Origin of the sequence: Vibrio splendidus (assembly GCF_024347615.1) — a bacterium.
Classification (GTDB): domain Bacteria; phylum Pseudomonadota; class Gammaproteobacteria; order Enterobacterales; family Vibrionaceae; genus Vibrio; species Vibrio splendidus.
On record NZ_AP025508.1, the window covers coordinates 2,386,942 to 2,401,601 of the forward strand.

At 44.6% G+C, this 14,660-nt stretch carries 12 protein-coding genes; 1 reads left to right on the plus strand and 11 read right to left on the minus strand.

Going from position 1 to position 14,660, the window contains the following annotated elements:
• Positions 1-67: 67 nt before the first annotated feature.
• The 9 genes from OCU90_RS10630 to OCU90_RS10670 all read right to left on the minus strand — a co-directional run bounded on the left by OCU90_RS10630 (position 68) and on the right by OCU90_RS10670 (position 12,176).
• Entirely contained in the window at positions 68-1,951 is a 1,884-nt protein-coding gene (locus tag OCU90_RS10630) for a methyl-accepting chemotaxis protein (protein ID WP_017083880.1), read from the minus strand.
• A 323-nt stretch (positions 1,952-2,274) separates the two neighbouring features.
• Positions 2,275-3,846 carry a BCCT family transporter gene (locus OCU90_RS10635; RefSeq protein ID WP_004733395.1) on the minus strand — a complete coding sequence of 524 codons (1,572 nt, stop codon included), beginning with the start codon at positions 3,844-3,846 and terminating at the stop codon, positions 2,275-2,277.
• 271 nt (positions 3,847-4,117) lie between these two features.
• Complete coding sequence (locus tag OCU90_RS10640) at positions 4,118-5,716, minus strand: BCCT family transporter (RefSeq protein WP_004733394.1); 1,599 nt, start codon at positions 5,714-5,716, stop codon at positions 4,118-4,120.
• Between the two features lie 169 nt (positions 5,717-5,885).
• Entirely contained in the window at positions 5,886-6,524 is a 639-nt protein-coding gene (locus OCU90_RS10645) for a response regulator transcription factor (protein WP_004733393.1), read from the minus strand.
• Complete coding sequence (locus OCU90_RS10650) at positions 6,517-7,872, minus strand: cache domain-containing protein (RefSeq protein ID WP_061021614.1); 1,356 nt, start codon at positions 7,870-7,872, stop codon at positions 6,517-6,519. Before OCU90_RS10650 ends, OCU90_RS10645 begins: the two co-directional genes overlap by 8 nt.
• A gap of 104 nt (positions 7,873-7,976) precedes the next feature.
• The gene (locus OCU90_RS10655; RefSeq protein WP_017083881.1) at positions 7,977-9,260 is read right to left on the minus strand and encodes a TRAP transporter large permease; all 1,284 of its coding nucleotides are present in this window, start codon (positions 9,258-9,260) and stop codon (positions 7,977-7,979) included.
• Between the two features lie 9 nt (positions 9,261-9,269).
• The gene (locus OCU90_RS10660; RefSeq protein WP_050546411.1) at positions 9,270-9,842 is read right to left on the minus strand and encodes a TRAP transporter small permease subunit; all 573 of its coding nucleotides are present in this window, start codon (positions 9,840-9,842) and stop codon (positions 9,270-9,272) included.
• 204 nt (positions 9,843-10,046) lie between these two features.
• Complete coding sequence (locus tag OCU90_RS10665; protein ID WP_017060957.1) at positions 10,047-11,141, minus strand: TRAP transporter substrate-binding protein; 1,095 nt, start codon at positions 11,139-11,141, stop codon at positions 10,047-10,049.
• A 642-nt stretch (positions 11,142-11,783) separates the two neighbouring features.
• Positions 11,784-12,176, minus strand: coding sequence for a hypothetical protein (locus tag OCU90_RS10670; protein WP_004733388.1), 393 nt, complete (start codon positions 12,174-12,176; stop codon positions 11,784-11,786).
• Between the two features lie 220 nt (positions 12,177-12,396).
• On the opposite strand from OCU90_RS10670, the gene OCU90_RS10675 reads away from it, so the two are divergent.
• Complete coding sequence (locus OCU90_RS10675) at positions 12,397-13,212, plus strand: DUF2982 domain-containing protein (protein WP_061021618.1); 816 nt, start codon at positions 12,397-12,399, stop codon at positions 13,210-13,212.
• A 103-nt stretch (positions 13,213-13,315) separates the two neighbouring features.
• On the opposite strand, the gene OCU90_RS10680 is transcribed toward OCU90_RS10675, so the two are convergent.
• Positions 13,316-13,969 (minus strand): MBL fold metallo-hydrolase, encoded by a 654-nt coding sequence (locus OCU90_RS10680; RefSeq protein ID WP_004733386.1) that lies wholly within the window; start codon positions 13,967-13,969, stop codon positions 13,316-13,318.
• A 100-nt stretch (positions 13,970-14,069) separates the two neighbouring features.
• A complete protein-coding gene (locus OCU90_RS10685; RefSeq protein ID WP_004733385.1) occupies positions 14,070-14,618 on the minus strand; it encodes a YcbK family protein in 549 nt (182 codons plus the stop codon).
• Between the last annotated feature and the right edge of the window lie 42 nt (positions 14,619-14,660).

Sequence of the window (14,660 nt, forward strand, 5' to 3'; positions counted from 1 at the left end):
CTAACTAGCAGGCACAAAAAAGCCGAATGTGATAATCACATTCGGCTTTCAAATTATCTGTTCGCGCTTACAGCTTGAAGCGGCTGATTTCGCTTTCTAGCTCGTGAGACAATTCAGAAAGCTGCGCAGCTTGCTCTGCAGCTTGGTGCGCTTCGTCTGCTAGCTCGTTAGATACGTCACGGATTCCCTCAGTGTTACGAGTAATCTCAGACGTTACTGACGCTTGCTCTTCTGCAGCAGAAGCTATCTGTGTTGCCATGTCGCTAATGCGTTCAACAGCAGCATGGATTTGCGTTAGGCTTGCAGCCGCTGAGTTCGCGTCATCAACACTGGTTTCAGCAAGACTACGGCTATCGTTCATGATGCTAACCGCTTTACCTGTTGTACCTTGTAGCAACTCAATAGTTTGTTGAATCTCTTGCGTTGAACCATGTGTACGTTGGCTCAGAACTCGAACTTCATCCGCTACAACCGCGAAACCACGACCTTGTTCACCGGCACGTGCTGCTTCAATAGCCGCGTTAAGTGCAAGTAGGTTCGTTTGTTCTGCAATACCTTGAATGTTAGACAAGATAGCGTTGATGCTATTACCGTGCTCTTCAAGTTCTAGGATCACGTTAGTTGCGATTTGAACTTCTTGAGCAAGGTTTTGAATGGAGCTTTGAGTCTGTGTCACTTGACCAGTACCGTGCTCACACGCGCCAACCGCTTCAGATGAATTCTGTGCAGTGTGGTCAGCGTTACCCGCGATCTCTTGTGTTGCTGCAGCCATTTCGTTAACGGCTGTTGCTACCATGTTGATCTCGTCTTGTTGCATTTGGATACGAGCACTACGTTCTTCAGCTTGAGAAGCCGTCTGACGTGCTTGGTTACCTAGCGCAGCAGATACTTCGCTTAGCTTGATCACCATGGTGTGCATGTTGCCTACAAAACGGTTGAAGTTTTCAGCAAGCTTACCAATCTCGTCATCGCTCTTAGGCTCAAGACGTTGAGTAAGGTCGCCCTCACCTGAAGCAATTTCTTCAAGTGCCGCTGAAACACGGTTCAAATCACGGAATAGGAAGCTCACTAACCAAGACACTAATACGATTACGATTAACGTAATAATGACCGCCGTTGTGATCAACTGAGTAAGTAGTGTTGAGTGGTTCGCTTCTTCTGTTGCTTTGTCCATCTGAACCGCGAAGATCCAGTTAGTGTTAGGCACCTTCGTGAAGTAAAGCAGCTTCTCAGCGCCACGTTCTTTGATGATCTCGATGCTACCCGTACGCACTGCGTTTTCGATAATTGGCATAGAGATGTCGTTTGAAAGCTGGCTTACCGGCTTCAGGCTCAGTGCAGAATCTGGGTGTGCTAGGAATGTGCCGTCAGAGGCATCAATTAGCATTGCGTTCGCATTGTCACCAACATCAAGGCTGATTACATCGTTCACTAGTTGGTCGATAAGTACGTCTGCACCCACTACACCAACAAGTTTGCCGTTATGACGCACAGGTTCTGCAATTGTTACTAGCAATGCTTTAGTGATTGCATCTTGGTAAGCAGTGGTAATGATTTGCTTACCTGCAGCGTTTGCTTCTTGGTACCAAGGACGTTGACGAGGATCGTAACCAGCGCGATTACGTTCAGGGTGTGAACGGTACATTCCGCCTTCTGGAGTACCTAAAAAGATATCGTCAAAGCCACCCGCTACACGAGCTTGCTTAAGGAAAGGAACAACATCATCCTCTCGTGAAAAGTCATTAAATGCTGATGCGATATCGGTGCGGATATCAATCCAGTTTTTAATACCTTCAGATGCTGCTTCTGATACGCTTTCAGCTCGCAGGTATACACCGTTACGAGTCTGTTCAAATAATTGGTTTGCTGATAACCAAGTTAACGCTGTTGCCATAACGACAACAGCAGATAGGCTAGCACCTATTAACTTCTGCTTAAGTGTTAGTTTCATGTCAAAGTTTCACGAGTAGTGGGAAATCTCGCGCATACTACCCAATATCAGTATTAAATTCGAGCGATTTTATAATTTAATAACGTAATATAATTTTAAGCAAACCATAAGCTTACCTAATGTCAATTCCTTGGCTTGTCGCCAAATTTAAGGCGGCATTATCTCTACGGTTATTAGTATTTTTATCGCACTTTACACGATAAAAATAGACAAAAAAACACGGTAAAGAAGAAACAAAAAAGGCAGAAGAGTTTTCTCTTCTGCCTTCATATTATTTACCGTTCTACTGCGTATAAATTGCAGTAGATTTCAGCTTAAAAAGCCTAGCGTTTTTCTGTACGCATACCCATTAGCAAGCTCACACACATCAGTAATAGAATGATGGTGAATGGCAATGCCGTAGAGATTGCGCCCGCTTGTAGAGCTTGTACTGCTTCAGTACCGCCAACCCACAATAGAGCGACAGCAATCGCACCTTCTAGGAACGCCCAGAACACACGTTGAGGTACAGGCGTATCAACTTTACCACCAGCAGTGATGCTGTCGATTACTAGAGAGCCTGAGTCAGACGACGTAATGAAGAATACTAGAACTAAGATAACCGCAATGATTGATAGCAGCGTACCGAACGGTAGAGCATCAAACATTTGGAACATCGCTAGTGATACATCAGTCAAACCATCTTGACCAAGGATACCAACGTTATTCACGATTTGGTCAATCGCCATGCCACCAAATACTGACATCCAAATGATAGTAACAGTCGTTGGAACAATCAGAACCGCTGTGATGAACTCACGAACCGTACGACCTTTAGATACACGCGCGATAAACATACCTACGAATGGTGACCATGAAATCCACCAAGCCCAGTAGAATACAGTCCAGCCGTGCATCCACGCTTCATCTTCACGACCATGAGGATTACTCAAAGGAATGATGTTTTCAACGTATGCCATAAAGGTTGTTGGGATAGAACCTAAACTCACCGCATAGCCGATTAGAGCCACTAAGATAAGCAGTAGGAAAGCAACCAACATGTTGATGTTACTGATAACTTTAACGCCGCCATCAATACCGCGAAGCACTGACACGACCGCTAATAACGTTACTACGGTTATAACAACAACTTGTAACCCTAAGCCAGCCTCGATTCCGAAGACATGTTGAATACCACTTGCTGCTTGTTGTGCACCTAAGCCCAGCGACGTCGCCAGACCAAATAGCGTTGCAAGTACAGCAAGAATATCAACAATGTGACCAGCCCAACCCCAAGCTCTATCACCTAAAATTGGGTAAAAGATAGAACGGATAGAAAGAGGCAATCCCTTGTTGTAAGAGAAAAACGCAAGTGACAGTGCTACTACGCCATAAATCGCCCAAGGGTGTAGACCCCAGTGATACATGGTTGCACCCAATGCCAGTTTTGCAGCTTCTGGTGTGTTGGGTTCAACACCTAACGGAGTTTCAAACCAACCCGTGAAGTAAGCCGCTGGCTCAGCCACACTCCAGAACATCAAGCCGATACCCATACCTGCGGCAAACAGCATCGATAGCCAAGAGAAGAATGAGTAATCTGCCGTCGCATCAACACCACCAAGGCGGATTTTACCATAAGGAGAAACAATTAAGCCTAAGCAGAAAACAACGAAAACATTACCCGACCAGATGAAAAGCCAATCAAACGAATTGATGATCTGGCCTTTAACGCCATCTAGTGCTGCCTTTGCTGAAGCGGTATCTGTAATCAGAATACCGATCAGGAACAAAGCAATAAGTCCTGCACTGATACCAAATACTGGGTTATGAACATCAAAACCCCATTTTTGGACGTTATCTTGACCGACAGTGTAATCCGTACTGTCGATACTGTATTTATCTATACCTTTAGTCATTATCCCTCTCTACGGAATACTAATAGGGTCTATTGACCTCGTATTCCTTACTTACCTGCGACTTAATCACAAACTCGAACATACAATCCAAGTAGTACAAGCTGTTGTCACAATAATTCAAATACTTGGATGTCTGAAGTTTAGCAGGTTAACTTATTGTTTTCAGTAAACCAGAATCGGTTCGATTAATTTTCCAACAAAATTCACGAAATCACTTAAGTATATGACGAAAAAAAGGCCGACCCTGTCGACCTTTATTCAGAAAATACTTTTAGCTCAAAGCATTTTGCTGGTTAACTAATTGATTTTCAGTTCGTAAACCTAACAATAAGCTTAGGCACATAAGCAATAATATGAATGCAAATGGTAGCGCCATTGATACCGTTCCAGCTTGCAGTGCTTGAATCGATTCCGTACCGCCAACCCACAATAGAACGGCTGCAATCGCACCGCCCATCAACGCCCAAAATACACGTTGAGGAACAGGGGCATCCACTTTACCGCCAGAAGTAATGCTGTCGATAACTAATGAGCCTGAATCTGACGAGGTGATGAAGAACACCATAATCAAACCAATCGATACTACAGAAAGCATAGAACTCATTGGCAGCGCATCATAAGTGTGGAATAGAGAAAGCGTAATATCTTGCAAACCATTCACGCCTATCTCACCCACCTTGTTCGCCACTTGATCAATCGCGATACCACCGAAAATAGCCATCCAGATGATGATTACTGTCGTTGGGATGAACAATACAGCGACGATGAATTCACGAATAGTACGACCTTTAGAGATACGAGCGATGAACATACCAACGAATGGTGACCAAGACATCCACCAAGCCCAGTAGAATACCGTCCAGCCTTGCATCCAAGTTTCATCATCACGACCATGAGGATTACTTAGAGGAATAAAGTTTTCAATGTAGCCCATTAGTGCGGTTGGGATTGCTTTAATACCCGCCATACCACCAGCGATCGTCACAAAGATAAGTAAACCCAAAGCAACCAACATATTGATGTTACTCAGAACCTTTACACCACCGTTAATGCCGCGAATGACTGACATTGTTGCTAAGAAAGTAACCACTGCGATAACAACTAACTGCATGCCAATACCACCATCGGTACCAAACACATGGTTAATACCACTGGTCGCTTGTTGTGCGCCTAGGCCCAATGATGTTGCAAGGCCAAATAGTGTTGCCAATACCGCAACGATATCAACAATATGACCAAACCAACCCCAAGTTCTATCACCTAATAGTGGGTAAAAGATTGAGCGAATTGAAAGCGGTAAGCCTTTATTAAATGTGAAGAAAGCGAGGGCTAGAGCAACAACAGCGTAAATCGACCAACCGTGAAGACCCCAGTTGTAGATGGTTGCACCTAATGCCAACTTAGCCGCTTCAGGAGAATAAGCTTCAACACCGAGCGGTGTTTCATACCAACCAGTAAAGTAAGCGACGGGTTCAGCTACACCCCAGAACATCAGGCCAATACCCATTCCTGCGGCGAATAACATCGACATCCAAGACAGGTTAGAGTGCTCTGCTTTGGCATCATTGCCACCAATACGTATCTTGCCATACGGGGAGACAATGAGGGCAAAACAGAAGATAACAAAGATGTTGGCTGCCCACATGAAGAAACCATCGAAGTTACCGATGACTTTCCATTTGATTCCATCCAGTGCCGCTTTTGCGGTTTCTGGATCTGCGACTAGAAGTGCAACCAAGAAGACAATGATCGCTCCTGCACTGATTCCAAATACTGGGTTGTGAACATCAAAACCCCATTTCTGAACGTTATCTTGTCCTACTGTATAATCGGTATTTTCAATACTATACCTATCTTTTACAGGCTCCATGCTTCCTCTCTAATTGGTAGCGCACAGTTTGCAACATTGCATTCTGCACCTAAATTTCGAAAAGAAGAATATCAACCTGTCGCAAAAATACTAAAAAAACCTCCAAAAAGCAGGGCTGAATTACACATTTAGTAATTAAATTACACATTTAGTGTCATTTAGCGTACGATTACTCCACAAGCCCCGAATTGACAGCGTACTTGGCAAGCTCTGCCGTAGAGTGAATATCCAGTTTATGCTTGATGTTTTGTCTGTGGGTTTCAACCGTTCGGTAACTGATATTCAAACCCTTCGCGATCTCTTTACTGCTCTCCCCTTTTGCGACTAATTTCAATACCGCTTCTTCACGCCTGCTCAATGGATTCTTCACAGATTGCGTGGGAGTAATCGGCTGAGTAAACAAATTCTGTGTCACTTTTTCACAAAAATAGGTCGAGCCTTGATTGACCGTTTTGATCGCTTGCACCATTTTTTCAGCCGAAATCTCTTTCAACATATAGCCGACTGCGCCCGATTGCATCACCTTCATGATGTATTCACGGTTGTTATGCATAGTCAGCATCAACACCTTCGCTTCTGGGTCTTCTTCTTTAATCAGATGGGTCGCATCAATGCCGTTCATGATAGGCATACTGATATCCATCAACACCACATCAGGGCGCAGAGACTTAACGACCTCAACCGCTTCTAATCCATTACTGGCCGTACCTATCACGCTAATATCTGGCTCAAGTTCCAATCTCGCCATAAAGCCATCCAGTACCACTTGGTGATCGTCAGCGATCACAACTCGAATAACTTCACTCATTCATTAATCCCTCTAGTGTCAGTAACACTGTAATTTCCGTTCCAAGGCCAATCTCACTCATCAATTCAAAATCACCACCGATGAATTCCACTCGCTCTCTCATGTTACGTAGACCGATCCCTCGTTTTTCCATCGCTTTATAGGTGTTGAAACCGACACCGTTGTCTTGGATTAGAAGCTGTAACACGTTGCCAATTTGCTGTGCGATAACCGTTACTTTGGTCGCTTGTGCGTGTTTCTCTATATTATTTAGGGACTCTTGCACCACTCGATATAAGGTCGTCGCAGCCTCTGATTTCAATTTTCCGGGCTGAGTACTAAACAAGGTTTCAACCTCAATACCCGAATGCGCCTGAAAATCTAATAACAACGAAGACAGCGCCGCTTCTAAGCCGATATCATCCAAAGAACTTGGCCGAAGTTGATGCGAGATGTGCCTCACCTCTTCGATCGCTCGCATCAATGAATGCTGCGACTTATTCAAATGCGCTTTGAGGTCTTCATTTTGTAACTTATTACCAAGTAGTTCTAAGTGGCAACGACTTGATACTAATAATTGATTAATACCGTCATGCAGCTCTCGCGCTAAATGCTTCTTCTCGTCTTCTTGGAACATCACCGTTTTATGGGCGAGCTCTTTTAAATTATTATCCGCAATTCGATGTTCATGCATGTTAATGGCCAACGTCAGCACGATAATAACCGCCACCGTCACGCTAAGAATCACCACAATCGAGAAGAACGTGGTTTCAATATTCTTGTTGATCGCAGCCTGCATCGAAGCCACTTCTTGGTGCACGTCTTCAATATACAAACCCGTGCCAATCATCCAATCCCAACGCTCTAACCAAGCGGCGTAACTCAGCTTAGAGACCACTTCCCCTGTCGAGGGCTTTTGCCACAAATACTGGTGGAACCCTCCTCCGGTTTGCGCCTCTCTTAGCAGAGCTTCGATCAGAAAGTCGCCATCTTCATCTTGCAATTGAAGCAGATTTTTCCCAATCAATTCCGGCTGTATTGGATGAACCAAATTGGTTCCGTGGCGATCATATGCGAAGAAATAACCATCAGAGCCATATCTAAGTTTAGACAATATGGTTCGAACTTCTTTTTTGGCTTGGGCTTCTTGGATATTTGGATCGTTATAGATGTGTTCAATGGCGTCGAATGCGAGGTCGACCGTGTCTTTGAGGGCGTTTTCACGCGACTTGATTAGGCTGTCTCTGAAGATCTCGACCTCTTTCGCACCCAACGTCTTGGTTTGGTGTAACGAGATCCAACTTATGCTCGCCGTGACCAGCAGCAACGGGAGTAGCGTCAGCAAAATCAGCTTAGCTTTTAGAGGCATTCCTTTCCCTCACAAAAAACGGCTTACTGAACATCAATAAGCCGTTTTACTTTAGCAATTTATAGATAGCCGTTGAAACATATCATTCACATTCTTGGCTTCACTCACATTCCATAGAAAGAAGGGAAAGCGAGAAGTGATCCAAGTACGAGGATTTGAATCAGAATAAACGGCATCACGCCTCGGTAGATGTCTTTTGTGGTGACGCCTTTCGGTGCAACCCCTTTCAAATAGAACAAACTAAAACCAAATGGCGGCGTTAAGAAGGAGGTTTGTAGGTTCATCGCGATAAGGATAGCGAACCAAGTCATGTTGATGCCCATCAGTTCAGCAACAGGCGCAATGATCGGCACGATAATGAAACAGATTTCTACGAAGTCGATGAAGAAACCAAGAATCAAAATCACCAACATGGTAATGATCAAGAAGCCCCATTTTTCACCCGGCAACTGCAGCATCCACTCTTCAACCAGATAATCACCGCCAGTATAGGTAAACGCCATCGAGAATGCCGTCGCACCAAGCAAGATAGCAAAGACCATTGCCGTGACTTTCACTGTTTCTTTGGACGCTTCATACACCATCGACCAACTGAATTGACCGTACAGTAAAGCAAGTACTAAGGCACCCGCGCCACCTAATGCAGCTGACTCTGTCGGCGTGGCAACACCCGCGAAGATAGAGCCCAATACCACAATGATCAGCGCGAGTGGCGGTACGATAGCTTTCAGTGCATTGATGACTTCTTGTTTACGACTAATTGAGTCATCACGTTCAATCGGTTGAGCCGCTTCTGGGTTAAGCTTGGCGTATATCAAGATATAAACGATATACGCGCCCACCAACATGACACCAGGCCAAATCGCCGCTTGGAACAGGTCCCCTACTGGCACACCGAGTACATCACCTAATAAGATCAGTACGATAGAAGGCGGAATGATTTGCCCTAACGTGCCAGACGCACAAATAGTGCCGCAGGCTAAGCCTTTGTCGTAGTTGTACTTGAGCATAACTGGCAACGAGATAAGACCCATGGCAACCACAGAAGCACCTACTACGCCCGTTGAAGCCGCAAGCAGTGAACCCACAAGTACCGTCGAGATAGCAATACCACCACGAACACCACCAAACAGTCGTCCCATTGACTCAAGCAACTGCTCAGCAAGCTTGGTCTTTTGTAGAACAAGCCCCATGAAAACGAACAATGGAACGGCCATCAGCACCGTATTTTCCATGATCGATTGAATTCGATATGGCATGAAGGCGAACATTTCGATGCCTTCAGCCCAAACACCAAAGATTAACGCGATACCACCAAAGGTGAACGCGACCGGGAAGCCAAGTAAAAGTGCAAACAAGGCTACGAAAAACATTACTATTCCAATCATGTTCAGCCTCTACTTATTCTTTGTGTGAGTATTGTTTGCATGCGTGTTATTTGCATGGATAAGGTGCGGATTAAAAATCTTGTTCAACGAATGCAGAATCAAACCAACACCACTGACTGCCATCAAGAAAAACGACAGTGGGATCATCGCTTTAATGATCCAACGATACGGCAAGCCACCGGGATCGCCCGACGTTTCACCCAGGTTATAACTCTCTTTGGCAACATCGATACCAAACCAAGCCACCAGCAAACAGAAAGGAAGCAGGAAGACAACGGTGCCTATTAGGTCAATAATCGCTTGTGCCTTGAAGCTGAGTTGTTCGTAAAAAACATCCACTCGTACGTGGCCACCCGCTTTGATGGCATAAGGAACACCTAATAGAAAAACGGCTGAGAAAAGGTGCCATTCCATTTCTTGGAAGGCGATAGACACATCGTTAAAGGCGTACCGCATCACAACGTCATACACAACGTTCGCAACAAGAAGGATAAACAACATACTGGAAAGCCATCCCAGTGCATCACCGATACGATTAAATAGGCGTTCAATATAAATTAGACTTCGCATTCCCGACTCCATGGAATTTGAAAAGACATCGCGTATTAGAGTTAGTGCAGCTAAAACAAGTAGCGCTAACAAGATGCACGACGTAGAAAGGGTTCTTGGGATCTTGTTACAGGATTTATCCTGCTTAATTATTATGTTTAAAATGAACCCGCCGCTTAGTCACTCTTAGTTACCTAACAAGAACAGCTTTGGGTTCATTAGTTCAACAACTGTCGATTATTTCGCTTGGCTATTTAGATAAGCTCTGTGTGAAATATCCGTCCAAGAGCGCACTTGCTCTAGGTAGCTGGCTTGTGAAGCTTGGATCTCTTTTGCCAACTCATCTTTCTCAGCATGTGCAGCAAGTAGGCGATCGTTCGCTTCTTTCAGTGCCGACATGACTTCAGGCGGGAAATCTTTAACTTGTACGTCTGGGTATTCTGTTTTCATTGAAACCCAGTTCTTGCCGCTTTCGTGCGTTGCTTGTGTATACATGTCGTAAGCCGCTGTACGCATTGCAACACGCAAGATTTCTTGTAGGTCTTCAGGAAGCTTGTTCCATGTACGCTTGTTTACTAGGAATTGAAGCTCTGAACCCGGCTCGTGCCAACCTGTGTAGTAGTACGGCGCGATTTTGTGGAAACCCATACGCAGATCAAGTGATGGACCTACCCACTCTAGTGCATCGATTGTGCGACGCTCTAAAGACGTGTAAAGCTCACCAGGGGCAATATTAGTCGGCTTAGCACCTAGCTCCGCAAGGATCTCACCAGCAAAGCCTGGGATTCGCATTTTCAGACCTTGTAGATCTTCAACGCTGTTGATCTCTTTTTGAAACCAACCACCCATCTGAATATCCGTGTTACCACCTGGGAACGACATTAGGTTGTGTGGAGAGTAAACCTGCTCCATCAACTCCATACCGCCACCGTGATAGAACCACGCATATTGTTCAGCTGGCGTCATACCGAAAGGCATAGAAGTGAAGTAAAGAGTGTTTGGAACTTTACCTTTCCAGTAGTAAGAGCCTGAGTGACCCATGTCGTATTGACCAGACTTAACCATGTCAAAAACGCCAAGCGGTGCTTTGTGTTTGTTCGCTGAATCGATTCTGATTTGCAGTCGACCATTCGACATCTTCTCAGCCATCGCAGCCATGTTTTTGGTTGCATCACCGAAAACAGGGAAGTTTGGTCCCCATGTTTCAGCAAGCTTCAAGCGATAAACCTTATCAGCAGCTGTGGCGCCAGTTGCGACCAAAGCTAAACAAGCCGCTGCAGTAACCGCAACGTTTTTAAAAACTCGTGTGAGGGAGTTAGAAATGAGACTCATGTTCACGTCCTTTTGTTGGATTAACACTCTTTCTGTGAGTATTTTTTATGGTTCAACATAAGAGTGCACCTTGATGAGGTAACTAGATATCAGGGAGAGCACGCACGACCGACGCACACAAACTGCGTATTAGACCAAAGGATTACGTAGAACTACGTAGGAGATAATTGAGTTATGTCGATTTTAAAGGACTTACTCTATTCATCAGGGGAATGCTTATTGATAAGTACCTAAGTATTAATAATTAAATACCGTTAACAATTGATTGCCATTTCGTGATGAGGCTCTATTCACACCACAGATCAAATACGCACCTAAATGCATTCAATCCATGAGAATCAGGTTTCACAGAATCAGACGCCCTACTTTGGTGCTTACTGATTCGAAACATGGGACACGCGACAGACAGATGAATAACGGAAGAGATCAGCCGATTGGAAATAAGGCTTCTGGGGCTTGGTTCGAATGCTAGGTTTGAATATAAGTATGGGTTTAGGGGGTTAGGGGTTTTAGTTTGGGATTGGGTTTTGGGTTTTGGGTTTTGGGATTTGGGATTTGGGATTAACATGATCCGCCAGATACAAAAAAGCCTCGAAAATCGAGGCTTAAAAACTTTAACGAAGCGAATGTAATCCCGCGGGATTAGATAGCTTTGTAGATAACCTTGTTACCTGCAAGTTGCTCTTTCGCTACTAGGTTTTCTTCAAGAAGTTTTTTCAATGCGCCTGTTGCCCATGAAGCTGCTTTCGCGTCTTCTTGACCAGCTGCTAGGCCGATACCTTTAGGGTTAATGCCTTCAGCATTGCTAACAACGATGTCTAGAACTTGTTGTTGCTTAGGAGTCAGTGCTACTGCAACTTCTTTAGTTGCTGCTACTGCTTTCTCTACCGCTGGTTTTGCTGCTACAGTTTTTTCTGCTACAACTTTCTCTGCGACAGGCTTCGCTTTTTTCGGCGTTGCCACTGCTTTAACTACAGCCGCTTTAGTGCGTTTCTGCAGTTTAGCCTGCACCTTACGCTTATGAGCAAGTCTCATTGAATATTTCTCCAGTTCACTGCTCTTTTCGCAGTGGTGAAAATTTGAAGCGCGATTTATACCAAAAAACAGGAGCTATTTGTAGAGTGAAGCGCCGAAAGTCGACGAAAAATACCGATATTGTCTACTAGCGTCTATTATTTAATCATCGACTTATCAATTCAGGGTCATATACACTGGTTATCCATCCAGACAAAAATATGAAAACTTGGTGTTACCTATGGACACTCGTCACCTTACAAATTTCTCTTTGCCTTCGTTCACACGTTCGTACCGTATTCTGGCCGTTGTTTTAGGCTTCGTTTGCTTGATCGTTGCTCTGTACAGTGACAATCCAAAGTTACTGATCGTGGGTGCATTTTGCATTATTGCCCTACTCGGAACTGGCTATTATTTAATGTTGCGCAGCAGAGTGATGTTCACTCTCACACCGACTCATTTTCAGCAGCATTTTTATAAAGGTGGGTGGGTTTTAAAGTGGAGCAATATTGAAAAGATTGGCATGTGTACCTACGAGCAAGAGGGGTGGCATCAACCTCTTCCTTGGGTTGGTATCAAGGTTAAAGATTACTCGCCCTACCTCGATTCAATTTGCCCTAAAATCACTTGCGAGTTATTGCTGAGCCAGCGAGCACTTTTGTATCTAGGAGCGAAGCAAGCGGGTAAAGAATCACACTTTGAAGATATGGTGCTCGACTCATCGCATTACCATGCGCGCTGCACTGAGAGCGGTTGTGTGGAACTGAACAGATATAAAGAGTCACAAAATACTGACGAGGTTATCTTCAACGATAGCCAAACACAGACTAGCCCAGGTTCATCCCATGAATCGAAATCCCATAAATCGAATGCGAAAAACACAGTGATTAAAGACTATTCCGGGTTACAGGCGATGCTTGCGAACAGGATGAAATATCAGAGGGGTTTCCACGGTTACGATATTTTCATATCAACTCAAGATTTGAATATGAGTGGGGAAGAGTTTATTGGACTTGCTCGACGCTACTTGGCGGCTGCCGAGCGTCTTTCTGATTAAAATTAAACAGGTTTAAAAATAAACTCGCACGCAATAAAAAAGCTTAGCTTTCATAGGAAAAGCTAAGCTTCATTTTCAATCGTTCTTCTATTAAATCAGAGACCTAGTACAGAGGCATTTCATCCGCTACGAATGGGTTTGATGCGCGCTCACGGCCAAATGTAGACTCAGGGCCATGACCCGGAACGAATGTTACGTCGCTTCCTAGTGGCCAAAGCTTAGTCTTGATTGAAGCAATCAGCGTGTTGAAATCACCTTGAGGGAAATCCGTACGACCAATAGCACCGTTAAATAAAACATCACCAACAAACGCCATGCGCGCTTGCTCGCTGAACAGTACAACGTGACCTGGCGTATGACCCGGAGTATGAATCACATCAATCACTTGGTTACCAAAAGTCACTTTGTCGCCCTCTTCCAACCATGTGTTTGGTTCAAAGGCTTTGCACAGTGGGAAACCAAACATCTGGCTTTGATTCTCTAGACCTTGAAGCCAAAAGTTATCGGCTTTATGCGGGCCAACAATGTTCACGTTCAAGATCTCAGCAAGCGGTACAGTGCCACCCACATGGTCTAAGTGACCGTGCGTCAGTACCAAGTTCACCACTTTAACACCTAGCTCTTCAATGATCGCAGCCAGCTGTTGAACGTCACCGCCCGGATCGACAACGATGCCTTCCATTGTCTCATCACACCACACAATTGAGCAGTTTTGAGAGAAAGAGGTAACAGGGACAACTTGATACTTGAGAGACATATACAAACCTTAAAGGGCAAACTGAAATTTGGGCAAACTATGACATTGGATGTCTACTTTGACAAGTCCCTACCGTTTCGCTCGCAATCTAAGCCTAGCGCTACCAGCTGCGAACTGGGCCAGTATCGATATGGATAAAGTTGCTACGTGCATAATAACCTACACCACCCGCGTTCAGGCTTTTGGCTACGTCTCTTAATTCTTTTAGGTTGACGCCATCAATACGGAAATCAATCGCTTTACCCAACATGTGGTAGCTCTTCTTAGCTACGCCACTCGACTTAGAGCGCAATGCTTCATTGGTCGCAGGAGAACGGTAACCAGAGATGATTTGAACTTCTTTTTGAATACCTAAGACATTTTGAATCTGAGTGATCTGATCAAACAGGTTCTTATCCATTGGGTGAATTTCATTACGGCGGAAATCGCGACATAGTTTGCTGAGGCGTGCCATCTCGTCACCAACATAGTTAGTGCCATCGAAATAACAGGTCTCTAATCGTTCACCAGTGTGAAGATTGTTCATGCTAATCGTTCTTGGTTGATCAGGGTATGAAGCAAAAGCGATAGAAGGAGTAATTGAGGCGACAACAGCGGTACCACCAGCGTAAGTCAGAAACTGACGGCGTGAAAATAAACTTTGAGACATACAGCAAAAAAACCAATTAGATCGAACGAAAAATGCACGATA

Coding starts and splice junctions, on each gene's coding strand:
- OCU90_RS10630 (WP_017083880.1), bottom strand. CDS start 1,951: ATGAAACTAACACTTAAGCAGAAGTTAATAGGTGCTAGCCTATCTGCT.
- OCU90_RS10635 (WP_004733395.1), bottom strand. CDS start 3,846: ATGACTAAAGGTATAGATAAATACAGTATCGACAGTACGGATTACACT.
- OCU90_RS10640 (WP_004733394.1), bottom strand. CDS start 5,716: ATGGAGCCTGTAAAAGATAGGTATAGTATTGAAAATACCGATTATACA.
- OCU90_RS10645 (WP_004733393.1), bottom strand. CDS start 6,524: ATGAGTGAAGTTATTCGAGTTGTGATCGCTGACGATCACCAAGTGGTA.
- OCU90_RS10650 (WP_061021614.1), bottom strand. CDS start 7,872: ATGCCTCTAAAAGCTAAGCTGATTTTGCTGACGCTACTCCCGTTGCTG.
- OCU90_RS10655 (WP_017083881.1), bottom strand. CDS start 9,260: ATGATTGGAATAGTAATGTTTTTCGTAGCCTTGTTTGCACTTTTACTT.
- OCU90_RS10660 (WP_050546411.1), bottom strand. CDS start 9,842: ATGGAGTCGGGAATGCGAAGTCTAATTTATATTGAACGCCTATTTAAT.
- OCU90_RS10665 (WP_017060957.1), bottom strand. CDS start 11,141: ATGAGTCTCATTTCTAACTCCCTCACACGAGTTTTTAAAAACGTTGCG.
- OCU90_RS10670 (WP_004733388.1), bottom strand. CDS start 12,176: ATGAGACTTGCTCATAAGCGTAAGGTGCAGGCTAAACTGCAGAAACGC.
- OCU90_RS10675 (WP_061021618.1), top strand. CDS start 12,397: ATGGACACTCGTCACCTTACAAATTTCTCTTTGCCTTCGTTCACACGT.
- OCU90_RS10680 (WP_004733386.1), bottom strand. CDS start 13,969: ATGTCTCTCAAGTATCAAGTTGTCCCTGTTACCTCTTTCTCTCAAAAC.
- OCU90_RS10685 (WP_004733385.1), bottom strand. CDS start 14,618: ATGTCTCAAAGTTTATTTTCACGCCGTCAGTTTCTGACTTACGCTGGT.